Genomic DNA, 14,579 nt, shown 5'->3' with positions numbered 1-14,579 from the left:
ATTGCTACGCAACGCTTACGCGAAGGGGCACCTGGTCAGCATCAACCCCACCACCGGAGAGGAATTGGCTCGCTACCCCGTTTTCGACGCTGGGCAGATCCAAAGCTGTATCGCCCAAGCCCACGAGCGGTTTCAGAGCTATCGTCGGATCCCGTTTGCTCAGCGATCCGCCTGGCTGAAGCGGGTGGCAGGGATCCTGGAGGAGCGCAAAGCGGAGTTTGGCCGCCTGATCAGCTTGGAGATGGGCAAAACCTTGGCCTCTGCCGTTGCCGAAGTGGAAAAATCCGCTTGGGTTTGTCGCTACTATGCCGAGGAGGCAGAGGGATTCTTGGCCGAGCGCTCCATATTGCTACGCAACGCTTACGCGAACGCCAGCGATGCCAGCCGCAGCGGGATCCGCTACCAGCCGCTGGGGGTGATTTTGGCGGTGATGCCCTGGAACTTTCCCTTTTGGCAGGTGTTTCGCTGTGCCGCCCCAGCCCTGATGGCGGGCAACACCCTCTTGCTGAAACATGCTTCCAACGTGCCCCAATCGGCTTTGACCCTAGAGCAGATCTTTCGGGAGGGGGGATTTCCGCCAGGGGTCTTTCAAACCCTGCTGATCACAGCAGCCCAGGTGGCAGAGGTGGTGGCGGATGAACGGGTGCGGGGGGCCGCCCTCACCGGCAGCGAAGCCGCCGGCTCCAGCCTGGCCCGTTTGGCCGGTCAATATCTGAAAAAAACGGTGTTGGAACTGGGAGGGAGCGATCCCTTCATCGTGCTGCCCAGCGCCGATCTGGAGGCAGCAGTCGCCACAGCGGTCACGGCCCGTCTGATCAACAACGGCCAGTCCTGCATTGCCGCCAAACGATTTATCTTGCACAGGGCTATCGCTGAACCTTTCACGGCTGCCATGACGGAGCGATTTCGCCGGCTCAAGGTGGGGGATCCCTTGGATCCGCAAACGGACGTGGGGCCTCTGGCTACCCCCAGCATCCTGCAAGAGGTGGACGGACAGGTGCAGGCTTTGGTGCAAGCAGGAGCCAAAGTCCATATCGGCGGATCCCCCTGGGGAGGAAATTTTTACCCGCCCACGATCCTGAGCGACATCCCCCCGGATCATCCGGTGGCCCACCAGGAGGTGTTCGGGCCGGTGGCGCTGTTGTTCACCGTACCGGATGTGTCGGCAGCCATTGAGCTGGCCAACAACACGCCCTTTGGCCTGGGCGCCAGCGCCTGGACAACCGATCCAGAGGAACAAGAGCGCCTGCTGGAGGAGCTGGAGGCGGGATCCGTGTTCATCAATGGCATGGTCAAGTCCGACCCGCGCCTTCCCTTCGGCGGCATCAAACGCTCAGGGTATGGACGGGAACTGAGCCGGGAAGGGATCCTGGAATTTGTAAATGTCAAAACCTTTTGGGTGAAGTGATGGCGGAGACTGCTCAAAGGGATCCCCAGCCGGCGGCGGATCCTGTAATCAAGCTGGATCAATTCCTCAAGCTGGCGGGGGTTGTTCCCACCGGCGGGCAGGCCAAGCAGCTCATCCAAGCGGGGCAAGTGCGGGTGAATGGTGAGGTGGAAACCCGGCGGGGACGCAAGCTGCGCCCTGGGGATGAAGTGGCCGTGGGAGGTGGAGTTTGGCGAGTGCGCCTGGATAAGACCCCAAAGTCAGATCAGCTAGAAATCGCAGGAGCCCCGCACTGTACCCGTAGGGTCAGTGTCGGGAGGAATGCGGAAGTTATGATAGAACCATGACCCAAGTCCTGACCGTCTCCTGCAAGCTCAAGGTGTCCCAGTCGCAAGCCGCAAAGTTGGATGCGACAATGGATGCCTTTGTGCAGGCGTTGAACTGGGTCAACCAAAACACACCAGAAAAAGTAGTCAACGCAGTCAAACTCCAGTCCCTTTGCTATTACCAGATTCGCGCTCGGTTTGGCTTGTCCAGTAACTTGGCTCAGCAGGTCTGCAGACGGCTGGCCGGTGCCCGTAAAGTTGCCCGACAGAAAAACCGTCCGGTCAAAGCGTTCAAGAGAGGCTTTGCGACCTACGATGCCCGTATCTTTTCGTTTCGCGAGAAAGACTGGACGGTGTCGCTGACCACGGTGGAGGGTCGGGAGCGCTTTGAGCTGGCGATTGGCCGCTACCAGAGAGAACAGTTGGCAGGCTCCAATCCCAAATCTGCCACTCTGGTCAAGCGCAAAGACGGTTCCTACTCCATTCAAATCTGTGTGGAAACGGAACCATGCCCACCGCAACGCACGGGTAGAGTGCTGGGGGTGGACTTGGGGAGGACGGATATTGCCCATACATCAGACGGGGACAATTGGAATGGACAGCAGTTGAACCGAGTCCGAGACCACTACTCTCGATTGAGGGCGGCACTCCAACGCAAAGCCAGTAAGGGCACACGCAGTTCGCGGCGCAGATGCCGTCAACTGTTGCAACGGCTGTCTGGCAAGGAGAGACGCTTTCAGGCGTGGGTCAATCATCGCATCTCCAAAGCTATTGTCTCTAGGGCAAAGGCGACAAACAGCGCTATTGCTCTGGAAGACTTGACAGGGATTCGGGAAAGGGTCAATCAACAGCCACGCAGCAAAGCCGAACGGCGCAGGGCCAACAGTTGGGCGTTCTACCAACTACGTCAGTTTCTGGAATACAAGGCGAGGGCTGCAGGGGTTTCTCTGATTCTTGTGCCGCCTGCTTACACGTCGCAGACCTGTCACCGGTGCTTACACATCCACCCTGAGCAGGGCAAGTCCTACCGCAGTGGCAAGTCGTTCAAGTGTGGGCACTGTGGATGGGAAGGAGATGCGGATTTGAATGGTGCGAATGTGATTGCGCTTTTGGGGGCTGTCGTAAACCAGCCTAGAGGTTCGGGCCTGTTTTGTTCTCTGGTAGAGCAGAGCAGGCTCAGGGCTACTGAAAGCCCGCTCCGTACCGCTTAGCGGTCGGAGCCGGGTAGTTTACGTTCTTGGTGGCCACTTCCAACACGATCTTGCCCACCTCGGTGTTGCTCAACTTGCCGGCAGCGGTTTTGTAGGCCCAGATCGCCTGCTGTTCCAAGTCGATGGCGGCGTTGAGAATGGCGATGTCGGCAGTGTTGGACTGAGCGGCACCGGGCAGGCTGCGCAATCCAATTGCTCCACCTACGCCCGCCAGCAAACCAGCCAACAACAAGCTGCGGCGGGAAGTTGCAGGGCTGGGATCCCATTCGGCGGCCAATTGAGGCAGAGCGAAGGGAGTCTTCGAAGTTTTCATCTTAAGTCTCCTGTCTCGAAAGATGGCAACCAACCTTCAGGGACTTGCTCTGGGTCGGGCAATTCCCTCTCGGCCTGGTCTGATGGGAATACGCCGCTGATGCCACGGCGGATGCCTGGGGGAAAAGATTTGGATTGTGTGCTCAGCTTTTGGGCTGGGCTATTTTGAAAGTTGGATTTCACTGGGGACAAGCGTTCGGTCGGTAGTGTCGTTAGCCATCCATTCGATTCTGGGCGTGAACTTACACATTGCTCTGCCGGAGGCCAGCCTACAGAGCTACGCCACCTGGATTGAGGCGCGTATTCGGGAGAGTCAGGGCGCTCAGGTGGTTACCTGCAACCCGGAAATGATCATGCAGGCGCAGCGGGATCTGGCCTTTGCCCAGGTGCTGCAGGCAGCAGAGCTGGTGATCCCCGATGGCATTGGGGTGGTGTGGGCTTTGCGACGGCAAGGGATCCGCGTCCAGCGGGTGCCGGGGATCGAGCTGGCAGAGGCCCTGATCCCGTTGGCGGCAGAACGGGGGTGGCGCTTGGCCCTGGTGGGGGGAAGGCCGGAAGTCAACCGGGCAGCGGTTCGACATTGGCAAGCCCAGTTTTCTGGTTTGACCATTTGGGGCTACCACGGCTACTTTTCTGGCAACGAAGAAAAAGAGCTTCTGCAAGCTCTCCAGGAATTTCGACCGCAACTGGTGTGGGTGGGGCTGGGATCCCCGCGGCAGGAGCTGTGGATCCAAAAGTGGCGTCCCCTTTTGCCCCAAGCCATCTGGATGGGGGTGGGGGGCAGCTTGGACATTTGGGCCGGCCAAAAACGGCGAGCGCCCCGTTGGTGGCGTGACCATCACCTGGAATGGTTGTATCGTCTCTATCAGGAACCCTGGCGCTGGCGACGCATGTTAGCTCTGCCCAGCTTTGTCTGGCGAGTGCTGTGGGATCCCTCTTCTCGTTTGCGCCCCTAGTCTGCCGGCGCTCTCTCCCTCCTCTGTCTAGGCGCTTACTATGGTGATCGGTCAGCACATCGGCTATCCTCCTCGCTTACACCGTTGGGCGGGTACGGCTCCGACCCCTCATCCCCCTGCCCCAGCCCATCCAGAGGCCACCCTGGGCTTTTACAGCAGCACCCAATCCGGATCCCTGCAAGCCCCGGCCAGCATGGTGTCCTTGCGGGGCGTGAGCAAGGTCTTTCCCAACGGCAACTTAATTTTTCAGGATGTGAACTTGGAGGTGCGCCGCGGCGAGTTTGTGTTCGTAACTGGGGTCTCCGGGGCGGGCAAGTCCACCCTGCTGCGGCTACTCTACGGGGCGGAACAGGCCACCGAGGGCACGGTCATCGTCGATCAAGTCTGTCTCTTTTCTTCTGAAGGGCGGCGGCGACCCTATCGCATCCCACCTCGTCCTCTGGCTATGTTGCGGCGGCGCTTAGGGGTGGTCTTCCAAGACTATCGCCTTTTGGCCAACCGCACCCTGGCGGAAAATGTGGCCTTTGTGCTGCGCGCCCAAGGGCTATCCCCCGCAGAAATCCGCCGTCGCATCGGGCCGACCTTGAAGATGGTGGGGCTGACCGAAAAGCGAGATCACTTTCCCCATGAGCTTTCGGGGGGAGAACAGCAGCGCCTCAGCCTGGCCCGGGCCATTGTCAACATGCCGGTGTTGCTGCTGGCGGACGAGCCAACAGGAAACCTAGATCCGGAAAACTCCCTCTTGGTTCTCCAGATTTTGGAGCGGCTCAATTCCTTTGGGGTGACCGTCATCATGACCAGCCATGACCCCTATCTGGTGGAGCGGGCCGGCCACCGGGTGGTGCGCATGGAGGGAGGGCGCCTGTATGATCTGCGCTGAGGGGCTACCGGGATCCCTACTTTGCTCTTCACAAGCTTTTTGAGATCCCGGAGAGCAGCTTTGCCGGTTGCATCAGCAGACCGTAGGCCCTAAGCCAGCCGCATCAGCACAACAGCGGCACCGCCCGCGGCGACTTGTCAAGCCAGCCCGACCAGTTACATCAGCGGGTCGTGGGCCTTACTCGCGCAGACCCTCAGGTTGGGTTTCCAGAAGCTCCTCCCCTAGCTGATGAGCGGCAGCCACCATATTTTTCAGTGCGGGGATCACCTCCTCCCAGCGGCGGGTCTTGAGGCCACAATCGGGATTAACCCAAGTTTGCTCCACAGGCAAGTGGGCCAGTCCTGTGCGCAGCTGCTGCAGGATTTGCTCAACGCTCGGCACCGCAGGGCTGTGGACATCGTAAACGCCGTTGCCCACCTGGTGACGATACCCAGCCTGGGCAATTTGCAGCAGGGTTTTGTTGTTGCTGCGGCTGTTTTCAATGGAAAGCACGTCGGCATCCAGCCGCTCAATGTGCTCGATGATGTCCCCAAACTCTGAGTAGCACATGTGGGTGTGAATCTGGGTTTCCGGCTTGGCCCCGCCGGTAGCTAGGCGAAAGGCATCCACTGCCCAGCTGAGGTATTCTGGCCAGCGTTCTTTTTTCAGAGGTAGCCCCTCCCGCAGTGCCGGCTCATCCACTTGCACCATCACCGCTCCAGCCGCTTCCAGATCTGCCACTTCGGCTCTCAAGGCCAGGGCAATCTGCAAAGCCTGCTCCCGCCGGGGAATATCAACACGGGGAAAGGACCAGTTGAGCATAGTCACTGGCCCCGTGAGCATGCCTTTCACCGGCTTTTGGGTGTGGGACTGGGCTACTTGGAATTCCCGCACTGTCATGGGTTGGGGGCGAACCACGTCGCCGTAGAGAATGGGAGGGCGCACGCAGCGGCTGCCGTAACTCTGCACCCAGCCGTGTTCAGTGAAGGCAAAGCCTTCCAGCTTCTGGGCAAAGTACTCCACCATGTCGGTGCGCTCAAATTCCCCATGCACCAACACATCCAGGCCAATCTCTTCTTGAATGCGGATGCACTTGGCAATCTCAGCGTCAATGGCTGCTTCGTACTCCGCCTGCGAAACCTCCCCTCTTTTGTACTTAGCTCGCCACTGCCGCACCTCTGGAGTTTGGGGGAAGGAGCCAATGGTGGTGGTGGGCAAAGGTGGTAGCTGAACCTGCCGACTTAGGCGCTGCTCGTAGGGCAGGAATCGCTCGAAGTCCTGGAGCTTGAGGTTGGCCAAAGCCTGGCGCACTTGGGGGTTGGGGGGGCTAAACTGCGCAAAGCTCTGCCATTGCTGCTGGATTTCCGCCTGCTGGGCAGCAGTGTCTTCGCCGTTGAGGGCTCGCGCCAGGAGAGCTACTTCGGCCAGCTTCTGTTCGGCAAAGCTGAGGACATTTCTGAGGGGTTCCGGCAACTGGGCTTCCAGAGCAGCGTCGTGGGGCACAAATTGCAACGAAGCGGAAGGCTGCACCCGTAGGTTGGGAGCTACCCCCTGCAGCTCCCGCAGGCTGGCCAAGACGGTCTCAGGCTGAACCTTCCAGACATTCCGAGCGTCCACTACGCCAGCACCTAGGATCTGGTCAGCCGGAAAGCCATAGGTTCTTACCAGATCCAGGGTGTGGCCACGGGTAAAGTCAAGGCTAATGCCGGCCACCGGCAGTTGCACCACCCAGGGGTAAGTCTCCCCCAGGTCATCGAAGTAGGTGACCAAGTGGACAGGGATCCCGGCGGTTGCCAACTGGCGGTAGCTCATTTCCACAGCTTCCCGCAGGCCACTTCCCTGGCTGGTAACCAAAATGGGATCGTGAATCTGGACTTCTGGGATCCCCAGCTGTTTTAACTCCTGGAGGAGATCCCGGTACAGAGGAAGGAGCTTTTCCAAGTCCGCCCGCAGATCCCCAGATCGCTGGCTAAGGCAGAGCAAAGTCACTGGACTGAGGACAACGGGGCTGGTGCGCTCCCCTAGGATCCCTTGGGCCCGCCGAACTCTTTCCAAAAAATCCCCAAAGTTAGGACTGGGATCGGCTTCCGGCTCAATTTCGGGTACCAAGTAGTGGTAGTTGGTGTCAAACCACTTGGTCATTTCCAAAGCCGGCAGGCCCTCCCGCCCCCGCGCCATGGCAAAGTAGCGGTCTAAACCCGACAGGCCTCGGAACCGAGAGGGGATCAGCCCCAGCCAGGTGGCCCAGTCCAGTACATGGTCGTAGAGAGTCTGATCCCCTACCGCAATGTGATCAATCCCAGCTTGTAGCTGAGTCTGCCAGGCTTGAGTCTCCAAATCCCAAAAGGTAGCCAGCAGAGCCTCTGACCCTAGGGCACCACTCCAAAAGCCTTCCAAAGCTTTTTTGAGCTCGCGGCGCTTGCCCATGCGGGCATACCCCAATGTCATGGTTTGTGCAGTCATGTTGTGTGCCATCCCAAATACTGAGTTTTCTAATTTTCCTGCGTTCAATTCGCCCTCAACTGGGATCCCGCCCGCCAAGGAAGAAACCGGCTGTTCCTCTCTTGCCTCTGGAACCCCAACAAAACACTGCCTTTTGCGCAAAAAAGATACTCAACGCAGCCAGCGATCGCAGTGGCTACTTGCCAGCCACCAATTGAAGTCAGGAAGCCTGACATCTCACTCTTTCCTTCGCGTAGGCGGGCTGTAGATCTTGATAGATCTTGGTGCAACAGCACCCAAAATTTACTCTCTCCCGGCCAACTGGCTCAGAGTCTTGCTTGGGTTCTTGGACTTATTTCTACTGCTGAGGAGTACCGAAAGCTTGTGGGAGCAACGCCGGGAAAATGCTCAGGATAACGAAAGCAGAAACGAGCTAAAGCCAAGACAGTTACCATCTGTACCTCGCAGATGTTGTGAAGTTTAGAAAAACCATCGGCGGGCATTCTGACTGACACGGTTTTGGGGGACAAGATCTGGATCGGCAGCGAATGACTCTAGAGATTTGCTGCAGAACTTCTCCTAAACCGGATCACAGCTGCGGGACAGCGGCAGATTCTCACTGCTCTTTCCCCGTTTCCTCTGGCGGCTGATCCCCGTCAGAACCGATAGCTGAGCTACATCGTATCACGGAGTTCAGAGACGGGAGTAGAGTGCTTCAATCATCACCAAGCCAGCAGCCTTTGGAGCTACCAGACCTCACCTTTCACCCAGCGGTCTTGCAGGAAGTCATCGGAATCCTCTAAGCATCCTCCCCCCCTGCATTGCTCTCAAGATAAGGCAGTGATAGCTTAGCTGCCATAAGTCTTGTCCAGGAGGCAAGGGGGTTTGCTCCTTTTTGCTTTGCTGAAAAAGCGACAGATCGGGGTTTCTATGGCATCAAGCTTAAAAGTAACTGTGTGGTCTGTGGGCCTCTTCTTGCTGAGCCAGATGTGGGCTGGATGCGCTCAGAATGCTGCTGAGCGGACAGCTTTCGATCCAAAGCTAGCAGGATCCAGCGATCAAATCGTGCTGGCCATTGGAGGGGAAAGGGAAGAAGGATTTGATCCCACCCTGGGCTGGGGACGTTACGGTTCGCCTTTGTTCCAAAGCACTCTGCTGCGGCGGGACGAGAACCTTGAGATTGTAAACGACCTGGCGACTGGCTACACTGTCAGCCAAGATGGCCTAACCTGGACGGTAACCCTACGAAAGGATGCAGTCTTCTCCGATGGAAAACCTGTCACAGCAGCGGACGTGGCTTACACCTTTAACCAAGCAGCTCGGAGTGGTGGTCTGGTCGACCTAACCGCCCTAAAGGAAGCAGTAGCTATCGACACTCATACGGTGGAGCTGCGGCTGCAAAAACCCCAAAGTACTTTTGTCAACCGCCTTATCACCTTGGGTATCGTGCCTCAACATGCCCACGGGCCTGATTATGCTCGCAAACCCATTGGCTCTGGCCCCTACCGACTGGTGCAGTGGGATGAGGGGCAACAACTGATTGTGGAGGCAAATCCCTTATATTACGGCCAGACTCCTGGCATTCGGCGGCTGGTTTTCCTTTTCCTGGAGGAGGATGCAGCCTTTGCAGCAGCCCGAGCCGGACAGGTACACGTGGTTAGCGTGCCTCAGTCTTTGGCTAAGCAAACTGTTGAGGGCATGAAGCTTCACGCCATTCCCAGTGTGGATAACCGAGGGCTGATGTTCCCCTTTCCCCCTAAAACCGGTGCGACAACCCCAAAGGGATACCCCATCGGCAACGATGTGACTTCTGACTTGGCGATTCGCAAGGCGGTCAACTTCGCCATTGACCGACAGGCGCTGGTGGATGGAGTCCTAGAAGGCTACGGATCCCCTGCCTATGGCCCAGTCAGCGGTTTGCCCTGGGAAGAGCCGACCGCCAAGATTGAGGACAACAATCCAGACCTGGCCCGTCAGATTCTAGCTGAGGGAGGCTGGAGCGATAAAGATGGGGATGGGGTAGTGGAAAAAAACGGGCTGCGGGCTGAGTTCACCGTGCTCTACCCGGCCAACGACAGTATTCGCCAAGCCCTGGCCCTAGCTGTTGCAGAAATGCTGCGGCCTGTGGGCATCCGATTCAATGTCGAGGGCAAAAGTTGGGATGACATCACTCCGCTCATGCACAGCAACGTGGTGCTGTTTGGCTGGGGCAGCCATGACCCAACTGAGGTGTACAACCTCTACCACAGCAAAGCGGCCCAGGGGGGATTTTTCAATGCCGGCTACTATGCCAACCCGTTTGTGGATCGAATGCTGGATCTGGCTATGGAGGCCCCCTCTGAAGCTGAAGCTATCCCCTTCTGGCGGGCAGCCCAGTGGGATGGAAAGCAAGGCTTTACTGCCAAAGGAGATGCAGCCTGGGCTTGGTTGGTAAACCTGGATCATACCTACTTTGTCCACGAGTGCTTGGATATAGGCCAGCCGCAGGTACAGCCTCATGGCCATGGTTGGCCAATCACAGCCAACATCACCCGTTGGAAATGGACGTGCAACTGAGGTCAGTTCTGCTGTTTCTGGCTTATAAGCTGACTCGGCTGGGGTTGCTGCTGGCGGCTGTGGCAGTCCTGACGTTTGCCCTGCTCAGCTTCTCCCCTGTTGATCCCGTACAAGCCTATGTAGGGGCCGACATGCTGCAGATCAGCCCAGCCCAACGAGACCTGATTGCCCAGCGTTGGGGGCTGGATCAGCCCATGCTGCTTCGCTTTGGGAACTGGCTTGGGCAGATGGTTCAAGGCAACTGGGGCACCTCAATGGTGTTCAATCAGCCAGTGGTGCAGGTCATTCAACAGCGGTTTGAGCTATCGCTGCCCTTACTGGCAATTGCCTGGCTGCTTTCCGGTTTCCTGGGAGTGGGGTTGGGGGTTTTGGACGCAGCGTTTCAGGGCACTTGGGTTGACCGCGGTATTCGTCTTTACGCCTACACCCTCGCCTCTTCTCCCCCTTTCTGGGTGGCGCTGCTACTCTTGATCGCGTTTTCGGTAGAGCTGGGTCTAACACCTATCTGTTGCGCCGCGCCACCTGGCGCGTTGGCGGAGGAGGTGACTTTTTGGCAGCGCTTACACCACTTGCTCTTGCCTGCTTTCACCCTAACTTTCATCGGCGTTGCCAACATCACCTTGCACACTCGTCAGAAGCTCATTGACGTGTTGCACAGCAACTATGTGCTGTTTGCTCGTGCCCAGGGGGAAAGCCTGGCTGGGATCCTGTGGTACCACGGCTTGCGGAATATCTTGCTGCCTGCGCTGACGCTGCAATTTGCCTCCTTTGGGGAACTGTTTGGTGGCTCAGTGTTAGTGGAACAGGTGTTTGCTTATCCAGGACTGGGACAAGCAACGGTACAGGCAGCTTTGCGCAGTGATGTGCCTCTGTTGGTGGGCATTGTGTTTTTCAGCGCCTTGTTTGTCTATGCCGGCAATACCCTAGCTGACCTGTCCTACCAGATTGTCGATCCACGCATTCGCCTTGGCGGGAGGATAGGATGATCCCTTTTGCATCGCCTCGTGTTGCTGCTGCTGATGCCGATGGGGGGATGAAATTCTCAGAGTCCTCTGTTAAAGGAGAGCGCAGGCGGCAGACTCTGTGGGCAATTGGACTGTGTGCTTTTTTTTTGGTGTCTATCCTCTGCAGCGCTGGGCTTATCGGCGATACCGGACTGAGCCCGAACCTAACTCAGCGGAATCAGCCTCCTTCCCTGGCCCATCCCTTCGGCACCGACTGGCTGGGGCGGGATATGCTGGCCCGATCCTTGCACGGGATGTCCCTTAGTCTGTGGGTAGGCATGCTGGCTGCCGCCGTCAGCGTGGTGATCGCCGCTGTTTTGGGTTTGGTGGGTGGCACGGTGGGAGGCTGGGTGGATGCCTCGATCTGCTGGATGATTGACCTATGTTTCAGCCTGCCTCACCTGGTGGTGCAGATCCTTATAGCTTTTGCTGTCGGCGGCGGAGTTCGGGGAGTCATTGTTGCCGTTGCCCTCACCCACTGGCCCAGCCTAGCGCGCCTGGTGCGGGCCGAGGTGTTACAGGTCAGCAGTTCTGACTATGTCCAGAGTTCTTACCGACTGGGCCGCTCTTCCCTCTGGGTTGCCCGCTACCATATGATGCCTCACATTTTGCCCCAGCTCCTAGTGGGACTTATTCTGCTGTTTCCCCACGCCATTTTGCACGAAGCAGCCCTCTCATTCATTGGGGTAGGTATTTCGCCGCACCTACCGGCCATCGGCATTATTCTGGCCGAATCCATGCGCCACCTCTCCACCGGCTACTGGTGGCTGGGGGTTATGCCTGGACTGCTGCTGCTGCTGTCGGTCAAGGCTTTTGACTGGCTGGGAGAAAACCTGCAGGCCCTTCTCAATCCGCGTACGGCTCAGGAGTAGGGAAATGTTGGTGGTCTCCGGCCTAAACATTAGGTTCAGCCGATACGAGCGGGGGCTGCGCCGCCGCTACCTTCAGGTGATTACAGATCTGGATCTGGAGGTTAAGGCAGGGGAGGTGGTGGCAGTGGTGGGGGCCAGCGGATCGGGCAAAAGTTTGCTGGCCCATGCCCTCTTGGGTCTTTTGCCAGAGAACGCTACCCTGCGCGGTACTCTCCTATTTCAGGGGCAGCCCTTGACCCCTGAGCGGTGTAGGCAACTGCGCGGCAAGGCCATTGCTCTCATCCCCCAGTCTGTGGACTACCTGGATCCCCTCATGCAAGTAGGATCCCAGGTACAGCGGGTAGCTCGGCTCAGCGGTGCCTCCCAAGGCGAGGCCCGTAGAGCAGTGAGCCGCATCTTTGCCCGCTATAGCTTGCCGCCGGGAACAGAGGGCCTCTACCCTTTCCAGCTCTCCGGAGGCATGGCACGGCGGGTGCTGGTATCGACGGCGGCAGTTAGCAGAGCCAAGCTGGTGATAGCCGACGAGCCTACGCCAGGCTTGGACGCGGAGGTGGTGGCTGAGACCCTTGCCCATCTGCGGGAGCTGGCCCAGGAGGGCCGAGGCGTTATGTTGATTACACACGATATTCAGGCGGCGTTGTCGGTGGCAGATCGAGTGGCAGTCTTCTATGCGGGCACTACAGTCGAGTTGGCCTCGGCTCAGGATTTCGAAAGGGGAAACTTGCGCCACCCCTACACTCAAGCTCTGTGGCGATCCCTGCCCCAAAATGAGTTTGCTCCCCTGCCGGGCAACCAGCCTGACCCTGAGGCACTGCCTGCGGGTTGTTTGTTTGGGGATCGCTGCCCCTGGGCAAGTGAAATCTGTCGAGCTGAGCGTCCGCCTCTGCGGGCGGTTGGAGGAGGTTGGGTGAGGTGTATCCATGCTCAAGGGTGAGCATCTCTGGTTTCGCTATGGACGGCATCTGCCTTGGGTGGTGCAAGATCAGACCCTTCAAGTAGAACTTGGGGAAGTCGTAGGGCTGATGGCTCCCTCTGGTTTTGGCAAAACTACTCTGGCCAAGTTGCTGGCGGGCTACCTTACCCCCAGCCAAGGTCGGGTGAGTGTGACAGGGCAGCCTTTGCCTCGGCGAGGGTACTGCCCAGTGCAGCTTGTCTTTCAACATCCAGAGCAGGCCGTTAACCCCCACTGGCGCATAGCTCAGGTCTTGCGGGAAGGGCCTCCTCCCCAGCCAGAGGTTCTCCACACCTTAGGCATTTCCCCCAGTTGGCTCAACCGCTATCCCCATGAGCTAAGCGGGGGAGAATTGCAGCGGGTTGTCATCGCCCGGGTTCTCAACCCACAAACTCGCTATTTGATTGCAGATGAGATGACAGCCATGCTCGACGCCAATACCCAAGCCCTGATCTGGCAAGCTGTCTTGGCCTATGGGCGGGCACATCAGATGGGGCTTTTGGTCATCAGTCATGATCGCTTTCTCCTGGAACGGCTCTGCAGCCGCTACGTCATCATGACCAGCCATGACCCCTATCTGGTGGAGCGGGCCGGCCACCGGGTGGTGCGCATGGAGGGAGGGCGCCTGTATGATCTGCGCTGAGGGCTGCCGGGATCCCTATTTTGCTCTCCACAGGCTCTGTTGAGCTCCAGGGGGCAAGGGTCTGAGCCCATTGATTGTTGGATGGAGAACAGCATGCAATCTCTCTCCCGATTTCTCAATAAAATCCGCTATCTCCTACAGGAGACTTTTTTGGGGTTGCGGCGGGGGGGCTGGCTGAACTGGGCTGCGGTGAGCACCCTGCTGGTGTTGCTGTTCCTGGTGGGGATCGGCGTTGAGCTGTCCTGGGGTGTGGATGCAACGGTGCAGTCTCTGGGGGGACAACTGGAGATCTCCGTCTATCTGGAGCCGGAACGACAGGGGGTGGAGCTGCAACCCCAGGTTGCCCAACTGCCTCATGTGGCCGAGGTGAAGGTCATCACCAAAGACCAAGCTTGGCGCACCCTCTTGATCGAGATGGGGATCCAAGACGAGGCGGCCATGGAAACCCAGTTGGGGGAGAACCCCTTGGTGGATGCTCTGCGGGTTAAGGCGGATTCCACCGAAGCCTTGGGGGAAGTGGCGGAGCAGATTCGCCAACTGGAAGGGGTGGATGAGGTCTACTACGGCGACCGCATTGTGGAGCAACTGGCCCAGCTCCAGGACATGCTACGGCTGGGATCCCTGACCATTACCGGCGTGTTGGCCCTGACAGCGGTGGCGGTCATCACCACCACCATTCGCCTCATCGTCATGGCGCGGCGGCGGGAGATCGAGGTGATGCAATTGGTGGGGGCGACAGCAGCCTGGATTTACTTGCCCTTTATTTTGCAAGGGTGCCTGTTTGGGGTGATCAGCGCAGTGGGAGCTTGGGGATTGATCTTGGGATCCCAGCAGTTGCTGCAGGAGCTGCTGGAGCAGTTGATTGCCTTGCCCTTCCTCAAGGTGATGCAGGCAGATCGCAGCCAACTGGAGTTTTGGCTCTTGCCGTCGATGTTGTTGGGGATGGGGGTTTTTCTGGGCACCACCAGCAGCTTGATCGCGGTGCGCAAGTCGGCAGGGCGATGAGCTGGAGGCGATGCTGAGGAAAGCCCTGGATATTCCAATCTGAGGATCGCCATA

Annotated in this window: 13 protein-coding genes and 1 riboswitch; of the genes, 11 read left to right on the top strand and 2 right to left on the bottom strand. The window is 58.4% G+C overall.

Annotation, left to right across the window (positions count from 1 at the left end; translation table 11 throughout):
- The first annotated feature begins 1 nt into the window (after position 1).
- Genes ACVWY9_RS08080 through ACVWY9_RS08070 form a run of 3 tightly spaced genes read left to right on the top strand, consistent with a single transcriptional unit; the run spans position 2 to position 2,924 of the window.
- Positions 2-1,408, top strand: coding sequence for an NAD-dependent succinate-semialdehyde dehydrogenase (locus tag ACVWY9_RS08080; RefSeq protein ID WP_457388015.1), 1,407 nt, complete (start codon positions 2-4; stop codon positions 1,406-1,408).
- Complete coding sequence (locus ACVWY9_RS08075; protein ID WP_457388014.1) at positions 1,408-1,734, top strand: RNA-binding S4 domain-containing protein; 327 nt, start codon at positions 1,408-1,410, stop codon at positions 1,732-1,734. Before ACVWY9_RS08080 ends, ACVWY9_RS08075 begins: the two co-directional genes overlap by 1 nt.
- A complete protein-coding gene (locus tag ACVWY9_RS08070; protein ID WP_457388013.1) occupies positions 1,731-2,924 on the top strand; it encodes an RNA-guided endonuclease InsQ/TnpB family protein in 1,194 nt (397 codons plus the stop codon). Before ACVWY9_RS08075 ends, ACVWY9_RS08070 begins: the two co-directional genes overlap by 4 nt.
- Here ACVWY9_RS08070 and ACVWY9_RS08065 read toward each other — a convergent pair.
- Positions 2,896-3,237: a hypothetical protein gene (locus ACVWY9_RS08065; protein WP_457388012.1), complete on the bottom strand. Its 342-nt coding sequence runs from the start codon at positions 3,235-3,237 to the stop codon at positions 2,896-2,898. The two genes, ACVWY9_RS08070 and ACVWY9_RS08065, sit on opposite strands and share 29 nt — an antisense overlap.
- A gap of 205 nt (positions 3,238-3,442) precedes the next feature.
- On the opposite strand from ACVWY9_RS08065, the gene ACVWY9_RS08060 reads away from it, so the two are divergent.
- The gene (locus ACVWY9_RS08060) at positions 3,443-4,192 is read left to right on the top strand and encodes a WecB/TagA/CpsF family glycosyltransferase (RefSeq protein ID WP_457388011.1); all 750 of its coding nucleotides are present in this window, start codon (positions 3,443-3,445) and stop codon (positions 4,190-4,192) included.
- Between the two features lie 193 nt (positions 4,193-4,385).
- Entirely contained in the window at positions 4,386-5,072 is a 687-nt protein-coding gene (locus ACVWY9_RS08055) for a cell division ATP-binding protein FtsE (protein WP_011433482.1), read from the top strand.
- 177 nt (positions 5,073-5,249) lie between these two features.
- Here the strand turns inward: ACVWY9_RS08055 and metE are convergent, their stop codons facing one another.
- Entirely contained in the window at positions 5,250-7,514 is a 2,265-nt protein-coding gene (gene metE / locus ACVWY9_RS08050) for a 5-methyltetrahydropteroyltriglutamate--homocysteine S-methyltransferase (protein WP_011433481.1), read from the bottom strand.
- 456 nt (positions 7,515-7,970) lie between these two features.
- Positions 7,971-8,175: riboswitch (cobalamin riboswitch) on the bottom strand.
- 248 nt (positions 8,176-8,423) lie between these two features.
- Here metE and ACVWY9_RS08045 point away from each other — a divergent pair.
- The 6 genes from ACVWY9_RS08045 to ACVWY9_RS08020 all read left to right on the top strand — a co-directional run bounded on the left by ACVWY9_RS08045 (position 8,424) and on the right by ACVWY9_RS08020 (position 14,525).
- Positions 8,424-10,049: an ABC transporter substrate-binding protein gene (locus tag ACVWY9_RS08045; RefSeq protein WP_457388010.1), complete on the top strand. Its 1,626-nt coding sequence runs from the start codon at positions 8,424-8,426 to the stop codon at positions 10,047-10,049.
- Complete coding sequence (locus ACVWY9_RS08040; protein ID WP_457388009.1) at positions 10,034-11,035, top strand: ABC transporter permease; 1,002 nt, start codon at positions 10,034-10,036, stop codon at positions 11,033-11,035. Before ACVWY9_RS08045 ends, ACVWY9_RS08040 begins: the two co-directional genes overlap by 16 nt.
- On the top strand, positions 11,032-11,925 hold the full coding sequence (locus tag ACVWY9_RS08035; RefSeq protein WP_011429071.1) for an ABC transporter permease: 894 nt from the start codon (positions 11,032-11,034) through the stop codon (positions 11,923-11,925). The genes ACVWY9_RS08040 and ACVWY9_RS08035 overlap by 4 nt, the downstream gene beginning before the upstream one ends.
- A 4-nt stretch (positions 11,926-11,929) precedes the next feature.
- Positions 11,930-12,859, top strand: coding sequence for an ABC transporter ATP-binding protein (locus ACVWY9_RS08030; protein ID WP_457388008.1), 930 nt, complete (start codon positions 11,930-11,932; stop codon positions 12,857-12,859).
- Positions 12,846-13,520 (top strand): ABC transporter ATP-binding protein, encoded by a 675-nt coding sequence (locus ACVWY9_RS08025; RefSeq protein ID WP_011433476.1) that lies wholly within the window; start codon positions 12,846-12,848, stop codon positions 13,518-13,520. The genes ACVWY9_RS08030 and ACVWY9_RS08025 overlap by 14 nt, the downstream gene beginning before the upstream one ends.
- 93 nt (positions 13,521-13,613) lie before the next feature.
- Entirely contained in the window at positions 13,614-14,525 is a 912-nt protein-coding gene (locus tag ACVWY9_RS08020) for a cell division protein FtsX (RefSeq protein WP_457388007.1), read from the top strand.
- Positions 14,526-14,579: the final 54 nt, after the last annotated feature.

Source organism: Thermostichus sp. OS-CIW-31 (assembly GCF_054060305.1).
This window is presented reverse-complemented; position numbering and strand designations above follow the sequence as displayed.

Excerpts from the sequence above, each read along its gene's own strand:
- ACVWY9_RS08075 (WP_457388014.1), top strand. The coding sequence starts at position 1,408 with ATGGCGGAGACTGCTCAAAGGGATCCCCAGCCGGCGGCGGATCCTGTA.
- ACVWY9_RS08070 (WP_457388013.1), top strand. The coding sequence starts at position 1,731 with ATGACCCAAGTCCTGACCGTCTCCTGCAAGCTCAAGGTGTCCCAGTCG.
- ACVWY9_RS08065 (WP_457388012.1), bottom strand. The coding sequence starts at position 3,237 with ATGAAAACTTCGAAGACTCCCTTCGCTCTGCCTCAATTGGCCGCCGAA.
- ACVWY9_RS08055 (WP_011433482.1), top strand. The coding sequence starts at position 4,386 with ATGGTGTCCTTGCGGGGCGTGAGCAAGGTCTTTCCCAACGGCAACTTA.
- metE (WP_011433481.1), bottom strand. The coding sequence starts at position 7,514 with ATGACTGCACAAACCATGACATTGGGGTATGCCCGCATGGGCAAGCGC.
- ACVWY9_RS08045 (WP_457388010.1), top strand. The coding sequence starts at position 8,424 with ATGGCATCAAGCTTAAAAGTAACTGTGTGGTCTGTGGGCCTCTTCTTG.
- ACVWY9_RS08040 (WP_457388009.1), top strand. The coding sequence starts at position 10,034 with ATGGACGTGCAACTGAGGTCAGTTCTGCTGTTTCTGGCTTATAAGCTG.
- ACVWY9_RS08035 (WP_011429071.1), top strand. The coding sequence starts at position 11,032 with ATGATCCCTTTTGCATCGCCTCGTGTTGCTGCTGCTGATGCCGATGGG.
- ACVWY9_RS08030 (WP_457388008.1), top strand. The coding sequence starts at position 11,930 with ATGTTGGTGGTCTCCGGCCTAAACATTAGGTTCAGCCGATACGAGCGG.
- ACVWY9_RS08025 (WP_011433476.1), top strand. The coding sequence starts at position 12,846 with ATGCTCAAGGGTGAGCATCTCTGGTTTCGCTATGGACGGCATCTGCCT.
- ACVWY9_RS08020 (WP_457388007.1), top strand. The coding sequence starts at position 13,614 with ATGCAATCTCTCTCCCGATTTCTCAATAAAATCCGCTATCTCCTACAG.